General features: G+C 64.7%; 13 protein-coding genes and 2 rRNA genes. 4 read left to right on the top strand and 11 right to left on the bottom strand.

What is annotated here, in order from left to right; translation table 11 throughout:
* Positions 1-15: 15 nt before the first annotated feature.
* From DEH84_RS01360 to pyk, 4 genes are all read right to left on the bottom strand, one after another.
* Complete coding sequence (locus DEH84_RS01360) at positions 16-2001, bottom strand: hybrid sensor histidine kinase/response regulator (RefSeq protein WP_109034034.1); 1986 nt, start codon at positions 1999-2001, stop codon at positions 16-18.
* Complete coding sequence (locus DEH84_RS01355; protein ID WP_109034032.1) at positions 1998-2819, bottom strand: alpha/beta fold hydrolase; 822 nt, start codon at positions 2817-2819, stop codon at positions 1998-2000. The genes DEH84_RS01360 and DEH84_RS01355 overlap by 4 nt, the downstream gene beginning before the upstream one ends.
* 210 nt (positions 2820-3029) lie before the next feature.
* Positions 3030-4094 carry a class II fructose-bisphosphate aldolase gene (fba, locus tag DEH84_RS01350; protein ID WP_109034029.1) on the bottom strand — a complete coding sequence of 355 codons (1065 nt, stop codon included), beginning with the start codon at positions 4092-4094 and terminating at the stop codon, positions 3030-3032.
* Between the two features lie 230 nt (positions 4095-4324).
* Positions 4325-5755, bottom strand: coding sequence for a pyruvate kinase (pyk, locus tag DEH84_RS01345; protein ID WP_109034027.1), 1431 nt, complete (start codon positions 5753-5755; stop codon positions 4325-4327).
* 190 nt (positions 5756-5945) lie between these two features.
* Here pyk and DEH84_RS01340 point away from each other — a divergent pair, with 190 nt between their 5' ends.
* The 4 genes from DEH84_RS01340 (at position 5946) to DEH84_RS01325 (ending at position 9814) form a co-directional block, all read left to right on the top strand.
* Positions 5946-6782 (top strand): alpha/beta fold hydrolase, encoded by an 837-nt coding sequence (locus DEH84_RS01340; protein ID WP_109034024.1) that lies wholly within the window; start codon positions 5946-5948, stop codon positions 6780-6782.
* A 3-nt stretch (positions 6783-6785) separates the two neighbouring features.
* Positions 6786-7871, top strand: coding sequence for a helix-turn-helix domain-containing protein (locus DEH84_RS01335; protein WP_109034022.1), 1086 nt, complete (start codon positions 6786-6788; stop codon positions 7869-7871).
* 142 nt (positions 7872-8013) lie between these two features.
* Complete coding sequence (locus DEH84_RS01330) at positions 8014-8907, top strand: metal-dependent hydrolase (RefSeq protein ID WP_159098800.1); 894 nt, start codon at positions 8014-8016, stop codon at positions 8905-8907.
* Between the two features lie 37 nt (positions 8908-8944).
* On the top strand, positions 8945-9814 hold the full coding sequence (locus DEH84_RS01325; protein WP_109034018.1) for a metal-dependent hydrolase: 870 nt from the start codon (positions 8945-8947) through the stop codon (positions 9812-9814).
* A 102-nt stretch (positions 9815-9916) separates the two neighbouring features.
* Here the strand turns inward: DEH84_RS01325 and DEH84_RS01320 are convergent, their stop codons facing one another.
* The 7 genes from DEH84_RS01320 to DEH84_RS01290 all read right to left on the bottom strand — a co-directional run bounded on the left by DEH84_RS01320 (position 9917) and on the right by DEH84_RS01290 (position 16729).
* Positions 9917-11110 carry a phosphoglycerate kinase gene (locus DEH84_RS01320; RefSeq protein WP_109034016.1) on the bottom strand — a complete coding sequence of 398 codons (1194 nt, stop codon included), beginning with the start codon at positions 11108-11110 and terminating at the stop codon, positions 9917-9919.
* A gap of 117 nt (positions 11111-11227) precedes the next feature.
* The gene (locus DEH84_RS01315) at positions 11228-11554 is read right to left on the bottom strand and encodes an AzlD domain-containing protein (RefSeq protein ID WP_109034014.1); all 327 of its coding nucleotides are present in this window, start codon (positions 11552-11554) and stop codon (positions 11228-11230) included.
* Complete coding sequence (locus DEH84_RS01310; protein WP_109034012.1) at positions 11551-12312, bottom strand: AzlC family ABC transporter permease; 762 nt, start codon at positions 12310-12312, stop codon at positions 11551-11553. Before DEH84_RS01310 ends, DEH84_RS01315 begins: the two co-directional genes overlap by 4 nt.
* A gap of 83 nt (positions 12313-12395) precedes the next feature.
* Positions 12396-12767, bottom strand: a complete 372-nt coding sequence (locus DEH84_RS19020; protein WP_245932648.1) for a hypothetical protein — start codon at positions 12765-12767, stop codon at positions 12396-12398.
* Between the two features lie 209 nt (positions 12768-12976).
* Positions 12977-13429: a Smg family protein gene (locus tag DEH84_RS01300; protein ID WP_109034010.1), complete on the bottom strand. Its 453-nt coding sequence runs from the start codon at positions 13427-13429 to the stop codon at positions 12977-12979.
* A gap of 131 nt (positions 13430-13560) precedes the next feature.
* Positions 13561-13673, bottom strand: a 5S ribosomal RNA gene (gene rrf, locus DEH84_RS01295).
* A gap of 174 nt (positions 13674-13847) precedes the next feature.
* A 23S ribosomal RNA gene (locus tag DEH84_RS01290) occupies positions 13848-16729 on the bottom strand.
* Between the last annotated feature and the right edge of the window lie 120 nt (positions 16730-16849).

Raw genomic sequence — 16849 nt, 5'->3', positions numbered from 1 at the left:
GCCCTCGCCGGCGCCTCAGGCCGCCGGCGGTGCATCCCCGCGCGCCGGCGCCCCGGCCACCAGCACGGTCAATTCGGCCATCAGGCGGCCGATGTCGAGGGGTTTGGTCCAGTAGGCGGCAAAGCCGGCCGCCAGAGCCCGCTCGATGTCGGCCGGCATGGCATCGGCCGACACCACGGCCGCCGGCACCCGCGCCAGGTGCGGCAGGCGGCGCAAGGCGGCCAGCAGCGCCAGCCCGTCCATGTCCGGCAGGTGCATGTCGAGCAGCAGCGCATCGGGTTGCAGCGTGCGCGCCCTCTCCAGCGCCTCGGCGCCGGTCTCGGCCACCGTGAGATGGAAGTCGGGCCGGTCCTCGAAGACGGAGGCCATCAGGATGGCGTTGACCCGGTTGTCCTCGACGTACAGCACCTCGCGCACGCGATCGGGCGCCGGCGGCACCGTTGCCTCGGTGTGGCCAGGAGCGGGCTCCAGCGCATCCAGCGCCCCCGCCCCCGTCGGTGTCCAGGGGTCGTGCCCCTGCGGCTCGTCCTCGGCGCCGGGCACCGGCTGCAACGTGACCTGAAAGCACGCGCCCAGCCCGGGGCGCGACCGCAACTGCAGTTCACCGCCCATCAGCTCGACCAGCCCCCGCGTGATCACCAGGCCCAGGCCGACGCCTTCCACGCCCGTGCGCTCCGCCCCCAGTCGGTTGAAGGGCTGGAACAGCTGCGTCTGCTGCGCCTCGCTCAGGCCGGGGCCCTCGTCCTGCACGGCGATCACGACGCGCCCGCCCTCGCTGCGCAGGTCCACCGTGACCGCCCCGCCCCGCGGGCCGTACTTGATCGCGTTGGACAGCAGGTTGAGCAGCACCTGCAGGAGCCGGTTGTCATCGGCCATGGCCCACCAGCCCTGCTGCACGGGCGGCACGATCCCCACATGGCGCGAGACCGCCAGGGGCTCGACCAGCCGCATTGCCTGGCGCACCACCGGATCCACCTGGGTGGGCTGCACATGGATGCTAGTGTGGCCGGCTTCAATGCGCGAGAGTTCGAGCACCTCGTTGACCAGGTGCAGCAGGCTGTCTCCGGCAGCCTCGATGTAGCCGAGCTTGCGGCGCTGGTCGGCATCCAGCGGGGCACCCTGGGTGCGCATGAGCCGCGCAAAACCGAGAATGCCGTTGAGCGGCGTGCGCAGCTCGTGGCTCATGCGGGCCAGAAAGGCGCTCTTGGCCTGGCTGGCGCGCTCGGCCGCTTCGCGCTCATGGTGGTGGTGCTCCATTTCCCGCCGACCGGTGATGTCCTGCGCGTAGCCGTGCCACAGCACGGTGCCGTCCGGCTCGCCATGCGGCGAGGCGTGCGTCTCACGCCACTGCTCGTGCCCGTCGAGCATCACCCGGTACTCCAGGCGCCAGGGCCGCATCGACGCCGCCGACTGCGCCACTGCTTCCATCAGCTGGGCCAGATCCTCGGGATGCACCGCATCCCACAATGCGCGGGCATCGGCCAGGGCCTGGGCCGGCGTCACGCCAAAAAGCGGACGCACCCCTTCCGTCACGTACGTGAAGGCGAGGCCGAGCTCGGGCTGCGGGGACCGACGCAGCTGGAACAGCATGCCCGGCGCCTCTTCGGCCACCCGCTTGATGGCCAGCAGCTGGTACTCGAGCCGGCGGCGCTCCTTGATGCGCATGAACACCACCAGCACGCCGCCGTCGACCTCGTCCCGCCGCGCGTTGAGCAGCACGTCGACCACCGTGCCATCCCTTCGCTGCAGCAGCATCGAGACCTCTTCCACCTCGCCCTGCGCGGCCAGCATCGGTTGCACATAGGTGTGCCACATCAGGCGCCCTGCCTGCGGATACAGCGTCGTCACACCGCGGCCGTGCAGCTCGTCCGGCTGCGCCACACCCAGCCAGCGGGCCAGTGTGACGTTGGCGGCCTGAACCACCCCGTCCCGATCCAGGCGCACCAGCCCGCACGGCAGCATGTCCCCGCGCTCGACTCCGGCGCCCGACGGGTCTTTCATGGCCTGGCCGCCCTTCTCGGCCGGCGCAGCTCATCCCGAATCAGCGCGATGGTCTCGTCAGGATGGCTCAGATGCGGGCAGTGCCCGGTGGCTGCCATGCGGTTGAGCCGCGCGCGCGGGATGTGTCGCTGGAGGTAATCGCCCACCGACAGCGGGGCGACGGCATCGTCGGCACACTGCATGATCAGCACCGGCACCGGAATGTCCGGCAGATGCTGGCGGATGTCGGAGGTGAACACCACCTCGGCGAATCGCCGCACGATGGCCGGGTCGCCAGCACACAGGTTCTCGCGCATCTCTGCCACGCGCTCGGGCCACACGGTCGTCTTGACCACGAGCGGGGCCAGCATGTCGGCCCAACCCACCATGTTGCGGTCCATGAGATCCAGCATGTCCATGACGTCCTGCCGCTCGAAGCCCCCCACATAGTCCCCGTCGTTGATGAAGCACGGGCTGGGGCCGACCATGATGAGGCGCTCGAAGAGCTCCGGCCGGGCGATGCTGGCCAGCGCACCGATCGAGCCACTGATGGAGTGCCCGATCAGCACGACCTGCTCATGTCGCAAGGCCTCCAGCACCTCGATCATGTCGAGCTTGTAGCCTTGCAGGCTGCCGTAGCGCTGCGGGGTCCAGGCGCGCAGGTCGGAGCGCCCGCTGCCCACGTAATCGAACAGCACGATGCGATGGTCGCGGGCCAGGTCCGCGGCCACGAAGCGCCAGATGCGCTGGTCACAGCCGAAGCCGTGCGCCAGCACCAGCACACGCTCACCCCGCCCGATTTCCGTGACGTGGTTGCGTGCGCGGACGTCGATCTTCATGACGCCTCTCCTCGTTTTGTGTGTGTGGGATCCTGCTCATGCTGGTGCAAGGCACAGACCTCCATCGCGGTTGTAGCACAGCGGCCCCGCCGAGGGCGAGCGCGGCGGGGCACCCCGCACGGTGACCGGGGCAAGCATGAAAAAGGCCGACAGCGCCTGCGCCCTGTCGGCCTGATGGCCGGCCCTTCGGCCGGCACGGAGCGGTGGCGATCAGGCCACGATCTGGGCCAGCTTGCCTGCCGCGTACAGCGAGGCGATTTCGCTCAGGCCGATGGGCTTGATCTTGCCGGCCTGGCCTTCGCAGCCGAACTCCATGTAGCGCTGCTTGCACACCTGCTTGGCGGCCTCGCGGGCAGGCTTGAGCCATTCGCGGGCGTCGAACTTGTCCGGGTTCTCGAACAGGAACTTGCGCACGGCACCGGTCATCGCCAGACGGATGTCGGTGTCGATGTTGATCTTGCGCACGCCGAACTTGATGGCTTCCTGGATTTCCTCGACGGGCACGCCGTAGGTTTCCTTCATCTGGCCGCCGTACTGGTTGATGATGGCCAGCAGCTCCTGCGGCACCGACGACGAACCGTGCATCACCAGATGGGTGTTGGGGATGCGGGCGTGGATTTCCTTGACGCGGCTGATGGCGAGGATGTCGCCCGTGGGCTTGCGCGAGAACTTGTAGGCGCCGTGGCTGGTGCCGATGGCGATGGCCAGGGCGTCGAGCTGGGTGGCCTTCACGAAGGTGGCGGCCTCTTCCGGGTCGGTCAGCATCTGGCTGTGGTCCAGCTTGCCGACGGCGCCGATGCCGTCTTCCTCGCCGGCGTCACCGGTTTCGAGGTTGCCCAGGCACCCCAGCTCGCCTTCCACGGTCACACCGACCTTGTGAGCCATCTCCACCACCTTGCGGGTGACGTCCACGTTGTAGTCGAAGCTCGACGGCGTCTTGCCGTCTTCCATCAGCGAGCCGTCCATCATCACCGAGCCGAAGCCCAGGTTGATCGCGCCTTCGCACACCTTCGGGCTGGTGCCATGGTCCTGGTGCATCACCAGCGGGATGTGCGGGTAGGCCTCGACCGCTGCCTGGATCAGGTGCTTGATGAAGGACTCGCCAGCGTACTTGCGGGCACCGGCCGAGGCCTGCAGGATCACCGGCGCACCGACTTCGTCGGCCGCGGCCATCACGGCCTGAACCTGTTCCAGGTTGTTCACGTTGAATGCCGGAATGCCGTAGTTGTTTTCGGCGGCGTGGTCCAGCAGCTGGCGCATGGAAACGAGTGGCATGGGATCCCCAATATCAGGAAAGATGAATGAAACCTGAATGCGCGCCCGCGGCCCGCATGTGACTGGGGTCGATTCTAGCGAGAGTGCGCAGGGGCAGCACCCCCACGACCACGCAGGGCGCCCTTGTTTCCCCGGGGATGCCGTGAAGGAAAATTACACCGCCGATCCGCTCCTCACAATATCGCGCCGAATACGTATCACGTGGTCTGCATCCAGCGGCACCAAGGGCGTCAACCCACCTGACAAACCTTCAGCATGTTGGTGCCCCCCGGGTGCCCCATGGGCTCACCGCAGGTGATGGCGTAGGTGTCGCCGGGCTTGAGGATGCCGCGCTCCACCAGCAGCAGCTCGGCCTGGCGCAGCGCCTCATCGCGGTCGGCATAGGTCGGCATCAGCAGGGGCCGGACATTGCGGTACAGCGCCATCTTCCGCTGCGAGATCGGCTGCGCAGTCAGCCCGAAGATCGGCACATGGATCTTGTGCCGGCTCATCCACAGCGCGGTCGAGCCGGATTCGGTCAGCGCGATGATGGCCTTGCAGCCCAGGTGGTGGGCAGTGAACAACGCGCCCATGGCAATGGACTGGTCGATGCGCCCGAAGGTCTTGTTGGTGAAGTCCGCGTCGAGCGACACCTCCTCGGCGCGCTCGGCCGCCATCGCGATCGCGGCCATCTGCTCGATGGTCTCCACCGGGTACTTGCCGGCCGCAGTCTCGGCGCTCAGCATCACGGCGTCGGTGCCATCGAGCACGGCGTTGGCCACGTCGGACACCTCGGCGCGCGTGGGCACCGGGTTCACGATCATCGACTCCATCATCTGCGTGGCGGTGATGACGACCTTGTCCATCTCGCGCGCCAGCTTGATCATGCGCTTCTGCAACGCAGGCACGGCCGCGTTGCCCACCTCCACGGCCAGGTCACCCCGCGCCACCATGATGCCGTCCGAGGCACGCAGGATGCTGTCCAGGTTGGGGATGGCTTCGGTGCGCTCGATCTTGGCGATCAGCGCCGGGCGATGGCGCCAGGGTTCGCCGGCCACATTGGCGAGCTGGCGGGCCATCTCCATGTCGGTCGCGTTCTTCGGAAAGGACACGGCGATGTAGTCGCACTGGAAGCTCGCCGCCGTCTTGATGTCCTCCATGTCCTTGGCCGTCAGCGCGGGCGCCGTGAGGCCGCCGCCCTGCTTGTTGATGCCCTTGTTGTTCGACAGCTCGCCGCCCACCTTCACGATGGTGTGCACGGCATCACCCTGCACGGCGTCCACCGTCAGCACGATCAGCCCGTCGTTGAGCAGCAGCGTGTCGCCCGGCTTCACATCGCGCGGCAGCTCCTTGTAATCCAGGCCCACGCCCTCCATGTCGCCCGGCGTGGCGCGGCTGGCATCCAGCACGAAGGGCTGGCCCACCTCCAGCATCACCTTGCCTTCGGCGAACTTGCCCACGCGGATCTTGGGGCCCTGCAGGTCGGCCATGATGGCCACGACCTTGCCGACGCGCGCCGCCACCTCGCGCACCAGCTGCGCCCGCTCGATGTGGTCCTGCGCCTTGCCGTGCGAGAAGTTGAGCCGCACCACGTCCACCCCGGCACGCAGCATGCGCTCGAGCACCTCGGTCGTGGACGAGGCGGGGCCGAGGGTGGCGACGATCTTGGTCGAACGGGGCATGAAACAGATCTCCAGTGGGGTTCGGTGCCGACATGGTCCGGACGCCGCCCGGACCATTATTAATATTCTATTAACGCACCACCTTGAAAGACGGACAGCGGGCCTCTGGTAAACCCGCAATCCCCAGTATTCCATGATGCGCCTGTAGCAACCTTACACTTCCCGCACCCTTCCGGTCATCGAAACCAACGTGTACCGCACCCTCGTTTTCGCGCACGCCAACAGTTTTCCTGCCAGCACCTACCGCACCTTGCTCGACGGTTGGCGCGCCGCAAGCTTCCAGGTGCACGCCGTGGACCGGTTCGGCCACGACCCGCGCTACCCGGTCACGCCGGACTGGCCGCATCTCGTCGAGCAACTGCACGACTTCATCGCCCACGAGGTCGGCCACCCCGTCTTCCTGGTCGGCCACTCGCTCGGCGGCTTTCTCGGCATGATGCTGGCGCGCCGCCATCCCACGCTCGCCCAGGGTGTCGTGGTCATGGACTCGCCCCTGCTGTCAGGCTGGAAGGCCGCAGCCATCGGGCTCGCCAAACGGGCCGGCGCCATGCACCGCGTCATGCCGTCGCGCATCTCTGCCCAACGCACGCACGAATGGGCGAGCGAACAGCATGCCCATCAACATTTCCGCGGCAAGGCCAAGTTCGCGGCCTTCCACCCCAGCGTCCTGCACGACTACGTGTGCACCGGAACCGAAGCGCACCCCGATGGCACCGGCCGTCGCCTGCGTTTCAGCCGCGAGATCGAGACCGCCATCTACGACACGATGCCGCATCGGCTCCTGCAGGAGTTCCGGCGTCACCCCCACCGCTGTCCGCTGGCCTTCATCGCCGGCACGCGCTCGCGCGAATTGCGCAGCGTGGGCCTGAGCGGCACCCGGCAGGTCTTCGGCGACCGCATCTCGTGGATCGACGGCTCGCACCTCTACCCCTTCGAGCACCCCGAGCGCACCACCGCCGAGGTGCTGCGCTGGCTCGAGGCCTTCCTGGCTGAGGCATCGGCGCCCGCGCCCGCGCCCGCTTGCTGACCCATGCCCGCCGCCGCCCATCCGGATACCCCGCTGCCGTTTGTCACGGTGACGAACTGGATCCGTGCAGCGCGGCGCTGCGGCATCGACATCGAAGCCCTGTTCCTCGCTGAAGGCGTCGACCTGGCGGGCCTGCACCCCACCACCGCGCTCATCCGGCCTGCGGTGGTCGGCCGCATCATGCACCGCTGCCTGTTCGAGGCACAGCGGCTCGGATGCCCGCACCACTTCCCCATCGTGCTGGGCGACACCTTTGCCTTCGAGTACCTGGCCGACGTCGAGACCTTCATCTCCACCAGCGCCACGCTGCGCGACGCGGCGCGGGCCCTGGACTGGATCCCGCCGCTGGTGAACCCGCTCATGACATTCGAGCTGCAGGAGTTCGGGGACCAGGCCCGCATCACGCTGCACCTCGGCGGCGGCACGCCCGTCGACGAAGCCTGGCCCTTCATCGAAGCCGCCTTCACCACCCTCGTGAAGTTCAGTCGCACCCTGCTGGGCGACCTGCCTCTGGCGGGCCGCCTGACCCAGCGCCATGCCGCGCACGCACAAAGCCGCCTGCTGGCCGAGCACCTGCGGGTCGAGCTTGAACCCGATGCCGACATCGACGCGCTGTGGTTCGACCGTGCCCTGCTGGATCGCCCCCTGATCGGCGCCCTGCCCGCGCTGCACGAACTGGCCGCGCGGCGCATCACCGAAGAAATCGCGCGCCGTGGGCCGCCGCCGCTCAGCCTGGCCAACCGCGACCACGAGGCCCACCCGCTCGTGTGCCAGATCGAGCAGGCCATGCTCAGCCAGCCCGAGCTGCTCGGTCAGGGGCTGCCTGCACTTGCGACCGCGCTCGGCCTGCATGCGCGCACGCTGCAGCGTCGGCTGCGCGAGGCCGGCGACTCGCACTCCGCCATCCTCGACCGCGTGCGATTCCATCTCGCGCGCCAGTGGCTGGCGGCGCCGGGCGCGCGCATCGAGTCCGTGTCCGCCCGGCTGGGCTTCACCGACCGCCGCAGCTTCACGCAGGCCTTCATCCGCTGGGCCGGTGTGCCCCCCAGCCGCTTCCGCGACACGCCCCCGCCCCCACCCGACCTCTGAGCGCACGGGTTTCCCCGAGCCCCGCTTGTCGCAATAACCGTCTTTCTGTCGCCGCGTTTCATCGCGCGATCCCCGGCGTTTTCCTACAGTGCAGACAAGGTCCTCCCACTCCGGGCGGGCCCGCTGTTCGATGGAGACCCCGATGCCCCGCCCCGACCTCGCCCCGCCGCCCATCGTCCCGCGCGAGAAGCTCGACTTCGGCCTCGATGGCGACATCCCCCGCCACTGGATGGCTGGCGACCCGTTCAAGACCCGCTTCTTCGACGCCATGTCCACGCTGTTCCCGGTCGGCGAGCGCTTCTTCATCACCTGCGTGCGCGACTTCAAGGACCGCATCACGGATCCCCGCGTGCTGCAGGACATCAAGGACTTCACGCGCCAGGAAGCGCAGCACAGCATGCTGCACACCCGCTACAACGACCGCCTGCAGGCGCAGGGCGTCCACGTCGACCAGATCCTCGCCGGCCAGGAGAAGCGACTCTTCCAGATCATCCGCGGCCACTGCTCGCGCGAGTTCACGCTGGGCATCACGGCGGCCGCCGAGCACATCACCGCCATCATGGCCGACTGCTTCGTCGAACGCCCCGAGATCTTCGAAGGCGCCGATCCGCGCCTGCGCGCCCTCTACGTCTGGCACGCCATGGAAGAAATGGAGCACAAGGCCGTGGCCTTCGACGTGCTGCAGGACGTCGCCCGCTCCAGCTACCTCAACCGCGTCGGCTCCATGCTGCTGGTCACGATGCTCTTCCCCTATCACGTCTTCCGGATCATGCGCCACATGCTTCAGGTCGACGGCTTCAGCCGCTGGCAGCGCACAAAGATCTGGGCCAGGGGCCTGTGGTGGCTCTACGGCCCCGGCGGCCTCTTCCCCCCCATCCTCGGCCAGTACTTCCGTTACCTCAAGCCCGGCTTCCACCCCTGGCAAGACCCCGTCGTCGCCAGCTACGACCCGTGGTTGCGCCTGTTGAAGGAGACCGGCGACCCGGTCGAAGCCGGCAACCGCCTGCACGGCCCCGGCGTCTGGGCCACCCCGTGAGCCGGGCGGCCAGCCCCCCATTCATGGAGCCCTCACCATGACCACACCGCACACCATCACGCCGCGAAGCCAGCTCGACTTCGGCCTCGACGGCGACATCCCCACCTACTGGTTCGCCGGCGACCCGTTCAAGACCCGGCTCTTCGACGCCATGTCCGTCATCTTTCCGGAGGGCGAACGCTTCTTCATCGCCTGCGTGCGTGACTTCCGCGACCAGGTACAGGACCCGCAACTGCAGGCCGACATCAAGGACTTCATCCGGCAGGAAGCCCAGCACGGCCTCGTTCACGACCAGTACAACCGCCGCCTCAAGGCCCAGGGCATCGACGTCGACCGCCTCGAAGCCATCACGCACCACATCCTGTTCAAGCTGGTGCGCCGCCACCTGCCCGCACGCCAGACGCTGGCCGAAACCGCGGCCGCCGAACACCTCACGGCCATCATGGCCCACGGCTTCTTCGAGCGCAAAAGCATCCTGAACCAGGCAGACCCGCGCGTGCGGGCGCTGTACGCCTGGCACGCCATGGAAGAGATCGAACACAAGGCCGTCGCCTTCGACGTCATGCAGAAGGTCGCGGGCGTGGGCTACCTGCGCCGCGTCTGGGCCATGCTCGTCGTCACACTCAGCTTCAACCTGCACGTGCTGCTCAACACCCGCTACATGCTCAAGGTCGACGGCTTCACTCGCTGGCAGCGACTCAAGCTCTGGGGCAAGGGCCTTGCCTGGCTGTACGGTCCGGGCGGGCTCTACATGGGCCTCGCGCGCCACTACCTGGGCTACTTCCGCCCGGGCTTCCATCCCTGGCAGAACGGCCAGATGCGCAGCTACGGTCTGTGGCTCGACACCTTCAACCGCACCGGGGATCCGGTCCTGGCCGGTGAGGCCCTCCACGCCGCCGGTCGCTGAACGCGCACACGCCCAGCAAAAAGGCCTCTCACCGAGAGGCCTTTTTCGTCTGCGAAGGCGTCACCGGTCCGCCCCGTCGGGCGACACCGGTGCGCCAGCGGCTCAACCTGCCGCGCGCTTCGTCAGAATTTCGAAAGCAGGCAGCGTCTTGCCTTCCAGCACTTCCAGGAACGCACCGCCCCCCGTCGAGATGTAGCCCACGTCCTTTTCGATGCCGTACTTCGCGATCGCCGCCAGCGTGTCACCGCCACCGGCGATGCTGAACGCGGGCGATTCGGCAATCGCGCGCGCGATCGCTTCCGTGCCCTTCGCGAAGGCCTCGAACTCGAACACGCCCACCGGGCCGTTCCACACGATCGTGCCGGCGGCCTTCAGCTGGTCAGCCAGCCTGGCCGCCGTCTTCGGGCCGATGTCCAGGATCAGGTCGTCGTCCGCCACGTCCGCGGCCGCCTTCACCGTCGCAGGCGCGTCGGCCGCAAACGTCTTGGCCACCACCACGTCCTCCGGAATCGGCACCTCGGCGCCACGCACCTTCATCGACTCGATTACGGCCTTGGCCGCCGACACCAGGTCCGGCTCCGCCAGCGACTTGCCGATCTTCAGGCCGGCGGCCAGCATGAAGGTGTTGGCGATGCCGCCACCCACGATCAGGCCGTCCACGTTCTTCGACAGCGACTCCAGAATGGTCAGCTTGGTCGACACCTTCGAGCCGGCCACGATGGCCACCAGCGGGCGCTTCGGCGCCTCCAGCGCCTTGCCGATCGCGTCGATCTCGGCAGCCAACAGCGGGCCCGCACAGGCCACCTTCGCAAACTGCGCGATGCCGTAGGTCGTGCCTTCGGCGCGGTGGGCGGTACCGAACGCGTCGTGCACGAAGATGTCACACAGCGCGGCCATCTTGCGAGCCAGCTCTTCGTTGTTCTTCTTCTCGCCCTTGTTCAGGCGGCAGTTCTCGAGCAACACCACTTCGCCCGGCTGCACCGACACGCCGTCCACCCAGTTGCTCACCAGCTTCACCTCGCGACCCAGCAGTTCGCCCAGGCGCTGGGCCACCGGGGCCAGCGAATCTTCGGGCTTGAACTCGCCCTCGGTCGGGCGGCCCAGGTGAGACGTCACCATCACCGCGGCACCCGCCTTCAGGGCCAGTTCAATCGCCGGTACCGAGGCGCGGATGCGGGTGTCTTCGGTGATGTTGCCCGCGTCGTCTTGCGGCACGTTCAGGTCGGCACGGATGAACACGCGCTGACCAGCGGCCTTGCCCTGGGCCACGAGGTCTTCGAATCGGAGGATGGTCATGTTGGCTGCCGTTGAGGCGTTGAAGTTGGAGGAAGGAAACGGTTCAACCTGCCATTGTAGAAAGGTCGGCCGGGCTCGCTCCTCACCGCCCCACGCAGATGGGGGCAGTCCACGGCGTCAGGCGCCCCACCAGCGCAACATTCCGTACACCGCCATGCCGACCAGCAGCGTGCCCAGCATGTCGCGCCGCCACCATGCGTACGTCATGGCCACAGGCGTCGCCACCCAGCGCGGATCCCAAGGGCCATCCGGCCATTGCCCCTGATCCAGCAAGACCCCGGGCAGCACCACCGCGGCCAGCGCCGCCATCGGCGCATGTCGCAACCCCCGCTCGGCCCAGGCAGGAAGCGGCAGCGGTTCCCGCGTCAGGAAGAAGAAGGAGCGCGTCAGCACCGTGATCACCACGAGGCCCAGCACCGCCAGCGCGATGTAGGCCTCGCTCATGCGTCGGCCCGCCCGCGACCCGGCAGCGCGTCCAGCAGCAGCCCCGCGGCGATCCCCACCGCGACGGCCACCACCATGTTGAGCTTGAAGGGCCATCCCCAGCATGCCACCGCCGTCGCGCCTGCCAGCGTCGCGGCCACAGCCGCTCGTCCATCCCGAACCAGCGAAGCCAACAAGCCCGCCAGCGTCAGCGTCCCGGCAAACGCCAGCCCCCACGAGGTCGGCAGTTGCCCCGCAAACACAATACCGAGCAGGGCCGCACCATTCCAACCCAGCCAGTTCGGCGCCGCCAGGCCCACCATGTGGGCCAGTGGCCCCAACGCGCTGGCCGTGGTCGCCGTTCCGTGCGGGTAGCGCGCGACCTGCATCACGTAGGACACGTCGGCCACCAGGTAGCCGCAGACCAGCCGCCAACGCAAGGGCAACGCCATCACGAAGGGCCGCAACTGGGCGCTGAAGATCACGAAGCGCAGGTTCACGCACAGCGCAGCCAGCCACACCACCCACAACGGTGCGCCCGCCAGCATCAACGGGATCGCCGCCAGTTGTGCGCTGGCCGCGAACACCGTCATCGACATGAGAACCGCCGCCCACATCGGCAAGCCCGACTGCGCCATCACCATCCCGGTGACCAAGCCCCATGCCGCGACACCCGGCAAGGCACGCAGCATGGCCCGCGTGCCCTGTTCTCGCTCAGGATGCCGCCACAGGCGTGCATCCAGCAAGCTCAGCCGCGGAGGATCGATTGCAAACGACATGCGCCATTCTCGCCGCTGAACCCGCATGGCGCCCGGCGCCGCAGCACACCCTCATGGCCAGCCCTCGCCCGGACGGGCAGCGTTCAAGTGGCCGACTTGCCCTTGCGGCCCTTGACCGGCTCCGCCGGCTCCTCCTCGACCACCTCTTCGTCCTCGTCCGCGTCAGCCTTCGGCCGTGAGGCTGCACCCTTCCCCTTGGAAGCCGCCTCCGCAGGCGGCCGAGGTACCACTGGCGCGATCCCATCCAGCTTGTTCTCGCGCATGTACTCGTCCATCTCGCGCCAGCCGCCGAAGACAGCGGCCTTGTCGGCCTGCGGGTTCAGCGTGTAGCAGTCCTCGATGGCACGCAGCGCATGTCGACATGCGCTGCCGATCGCCTTGGCCTCCGCCGCCTTGGCCTCTGCGGCCTTCTGCGGCGTCTCGATGCCCAGTTGGTCGCATCCGCTCAGCAACATGCACACCGCAATGACCAGGCCGCCCTGCCTCATGGGTCGCGCAACGCCCCGCACGGCCCGCCGCGGGTGCCCCCACCGGCGCTGTCCGGCCTCTTCGCCCTCATGCCATGCGGCCCGCTCGTTCATCTCGACACCTTCTCTGCTCGCTTTCGAATCGCGAAAGCACTGACAGAATGTCGACCCGCCAGCCGCAAACTTGAATCGCCCGATCAATGGACCACGCGGTCGGCGTCGTCGACAAAAAGTTCGTCCAGCACCAGAGAGTCGGGCTCTTCCCCGCGAGACCAGAAGGCCAACAACACCAGCACCTTGAAGTCGTCCAGGGTCAGCGGCGCACGCGGCACCGCCATCGCACGGTCGAGCACGAGCTCCCGCATCGCCCCCGTCAACACGCCGGCTGACTCCAGAAAGTGCAGGAAGCCCAGCGCCTCCGGGCCGAAGCGTTCGCGCTCTGCTGAGGCCAGCACGCGGGCACTTCCGTCGGCCGGGGCCACCATGGGCGCAGTACTGACCGAACGCAGGCCATCGAGCCACGTCAGCGCATCGGCAATCTCTTCTTCTTCGAATCCCACCGCCGAAAGCTTGCGCGCCAGCAGGCCGGCCTCCGGACAAGCGTCCGGTCGCCAGTAGTGCTCGTAGACGTAAACCAGGACATCGAACATTGAATCACTATATCTCAACGCGCCTGCCGACACATCGGCAACCGTCCGAACCCCGGGGGTCATCAATGCCGCTTCGGAAAACAAAAAAGCCCCCGACCAATCTGGTCGGGGGCTTTTCTTCACTGTAAGTAGCCTGACGATGTCCTACTTTCACACGGGAATCCGCACTATCATCGGCGCTGAGTCGTTTCACTGTCCTGTTCGGGATGGGAAGGAGTGGGACCAACTCGCTATGGTCATCAGGCTTAAACCGGTCACTGACACGAGGCTGTGGGCCTGGTCAGTCAATTCGTAGAGTCTTTTTGAATCAGCTTCAAATTGATTGCGTTGTGCCAGAGGATCGGGAAGATCCATCGCATAACGTGTGTTCACAACAGGGACGACTTCGACAGCGTGTTGCTGGAGTCATCAAAGTTATAGGGTCAAGCCGCACGGGCAATTAGTACTGGTTAGCTTAACGCATTACTGCGCTTCCACACCCAGCCTATCAACGTCGTGGTCTACAACGACCCTTCAGGGGGCTCAAGGCCCCGGCAAGACTCATCTTGAGACGAGTTTCCCGCTTAGATGCTTTCAGCGGTTATCTCTTCCACACTTAGCTACTCGGCAATGCCACTGGCGTGACAACCGATACACCAGAGGTGTGTCCACTCCGGTCCTCTCGTACTAGGAGCAGGCTCTCTCAATCTTGCAGCGCCCACGGAAGATAGGGACCAAACTGTCTCACGACGTTTTAAACCCAGCTCACGTACCTCTTTAAATGGCGAACAGCCATACCCTTGGGACCGGCTACAGCCCCAGGATGAGATGAGCCGACATCGAGGTGCCAAACACCGCCGTCGATATGAACTCTTGGGCGGTATCAGCCTGTTATCCCCAGAGTACCTTTTATCCGTTGAGCGATGGCCCTTCCATACAGAACCACCGGATCACTTAGTCCTACTTTCGTACCTGCTCGACTTGTCAGTCTCGCAGTCAAGCACGCTTATGCCTATGCACTATCAGCACGATTTCCGACCGTGCCTAGCGTACCTTCGAACTCCTCCGTTACACTTTGGGAGGAGACCGCCCCAGTCAAACTGCCCACCATACACTGTCCCCAACCCGGATAACGGGCCAAGGTTAGAACCTCAAACACACCAGGGTGGTATTTCAACGTCGGCTCCACCAGAACTAGCGTCCTGGCTTCAAAGCCTCCCACCTATCCTACACAGATCTGTTCAAAGTCCAATGTAAAGCTACAGTAAAGGTTCATGGGGTCTTTCCGTCTTTCCGCGGGGAGATTGCATCATCACAAACATTTCAACTTCGCTGAGTCTCTGGAGGAGACAGTGTGGCCATCATTACGCCATTCGTGCAGGTCGGAACTTACCCGACAAGGAATTTCGCTACCTTAGGACCGTTATAGTTACGGCCGCCGTTTACTGGGACTTCGATCAAGAGCTTGCACCCCATCAATTAATCTTCCAGCACCGGGCAGGCGTCACACCCTATACGTCGACTTTCGTCTTTGCAGAGTGCTGTGTTTTTATTAAACAGTTGCAGCCACCGATTCTCTGCGACCTCATTGGGCTCCACCCGTAAAGGGCTTCACCTACTAAAGGCACACCTTCTTCCGAAGTTACGGTGTCAATTTGCCGAGTTCCTTCTCCAGAGTTCTCTCAAGCGCCTGAGAATACTCATCTCGCGCACCAGTGTCGGTTTGCGGTACGGTCGTCTATGGCTGAAGCTTAGTGGCTTTTCCTGGAAGCAGGGTATCACTCACTTCGTCTGCAAGCAGACTCGTTATCACCCCTCATCTTAGCCCGGCGGATTTGCCTACCAGGCATGACTACAGGCTTGAACCAACTATTCCAACAGTTGGCTGAGCTAACCTTCTCCGTCCCCACATCGCACCATAGATCGGTACAGGAATATTGACCTGTTTCCCATCAGCTACGCATCTCTGCCTCGCCTTAGGGGCCCGACTCACCCTACGCCGATGAACGTTGCGTAGGAAACCTTGCGCTTACGGCGAGGGGGCTTTTCACCCCCTTTAACGCTACTCATGTCAGCATTCGCACTTCCGATACCTCCAGCATCCTTTACAAGACACCTTCGCAGGCTTACGGAACGCTCTCCTACCACTCACAGTAAACTGTGAATCCGCAGCTTCGGTAACTGGCTTAGCCCCGTTACATCTTCCGCGCAGGACGACTCGATCAGTGAGCTATTACGCTTTCTTTAAATGATGGCTGCTTCTAAGCCAACATCCTGACTGTTTTAGCCTTCCCACTTCGTTTCCCACTTAGCCAATTTTAGGGACCTTAGCTGGCGGTCTGGGTTGTTTCCCTCTTGTGTCCGGACGTTAGCACCCGGTGCACTGTCTCCCAAGCTGTACTCATCGGTATTCGGAGTTTGCAATGGTTTGGTAAGTCGCCATGACCCCCTAGCCATAACAGTGCTCTACCCCCGATGGTAATACTTGAGGCACTACCTAAATAGTTTTCGGAGAGAACCAGCTATTTCCAAGTTTGTTTAGCCTTTCACCCCTATCCACAGCTCATCCGCTAGTTTTGCAACACTAGTCGGTTCGGACCTCCAGTGCGTGTTACCGCACCTTCATCCTGGCCATGGATAGATCACTTGGTTTCGGGTCTACACCCAGCGACTAGACGCCCTATTCGGACTCGATTTCTCTTCGGCTTCCCTATTCGGTTAACCTTGCCACTGAATGTAAGTCGCTGACCCATTATACAAAAGGTACGCCGTCACCCGTTTCCAGGCTCCGACTTTTTGTATGCATGCGGTTTCAGGATCTATTTCACTCCCCTCCCGGGGTTCTTTTCGCCTTTCCCTCACGGTACTTGTTCACTATCGGTCGATTACGAGTATTTAGCCTTGGAGGATGGTCCCCCCATCTTCAGACAGGATTTCACGTGTCCCGCCCTACTTATCGTGCACTCAGTTCCACAGAAGACTTTTCTCATACGGGGCTATCACCCACTATGGCCGGACTTTCCATTCCGTTCTGATAAGTCGACTGCTAAAGAGCACTAGGCTGTTCCGATTTCGCTCGCCACTACTTTCGGAATCTCGGTTGATGTCTTTTCCTCGAGCTACTTAGATGTTTCAGTTCACTCGGTTCGCCTCGCATACCTATGTATTCAGTATGCGATACCCTTGCGGGTGGGTTTCCCCATTCGGATATCTCCGGATCAAAGCTAATTTGCCAGCTCCCCGAAGCTTTTCGCAGGCTATCACGTCCTTCATCGCCTGTAATCGCCAAGGCATCCACCACATGCACTTAGTCACTTGACCCTATAACTTTGACGCCCCATGCTTCGAGCGTCGTCAAGGACTGTTGTGAGCGCCGTGTGCAGGTTTAAAACACACGGCTTCGCGTTATGCCGATCTTCAAATATTTCATTGAAGTCTGGT

It is taken from the genome of Aquabacterium olei (assembly GCF_003100395.1).
Classification (GTDB): domain Bacteria; phylum Pseudomonadota; class Gammaproteobacteria; order Burkholderiales; family Burkholderiaceae_C; genus Aquabacterium; species Aquabacterium olei.
The sequence above is the reverse complement of the archived record's forward strand: the minus strand, read 5'-3'. Positions and strand labels throughout refer to the sequence as shown.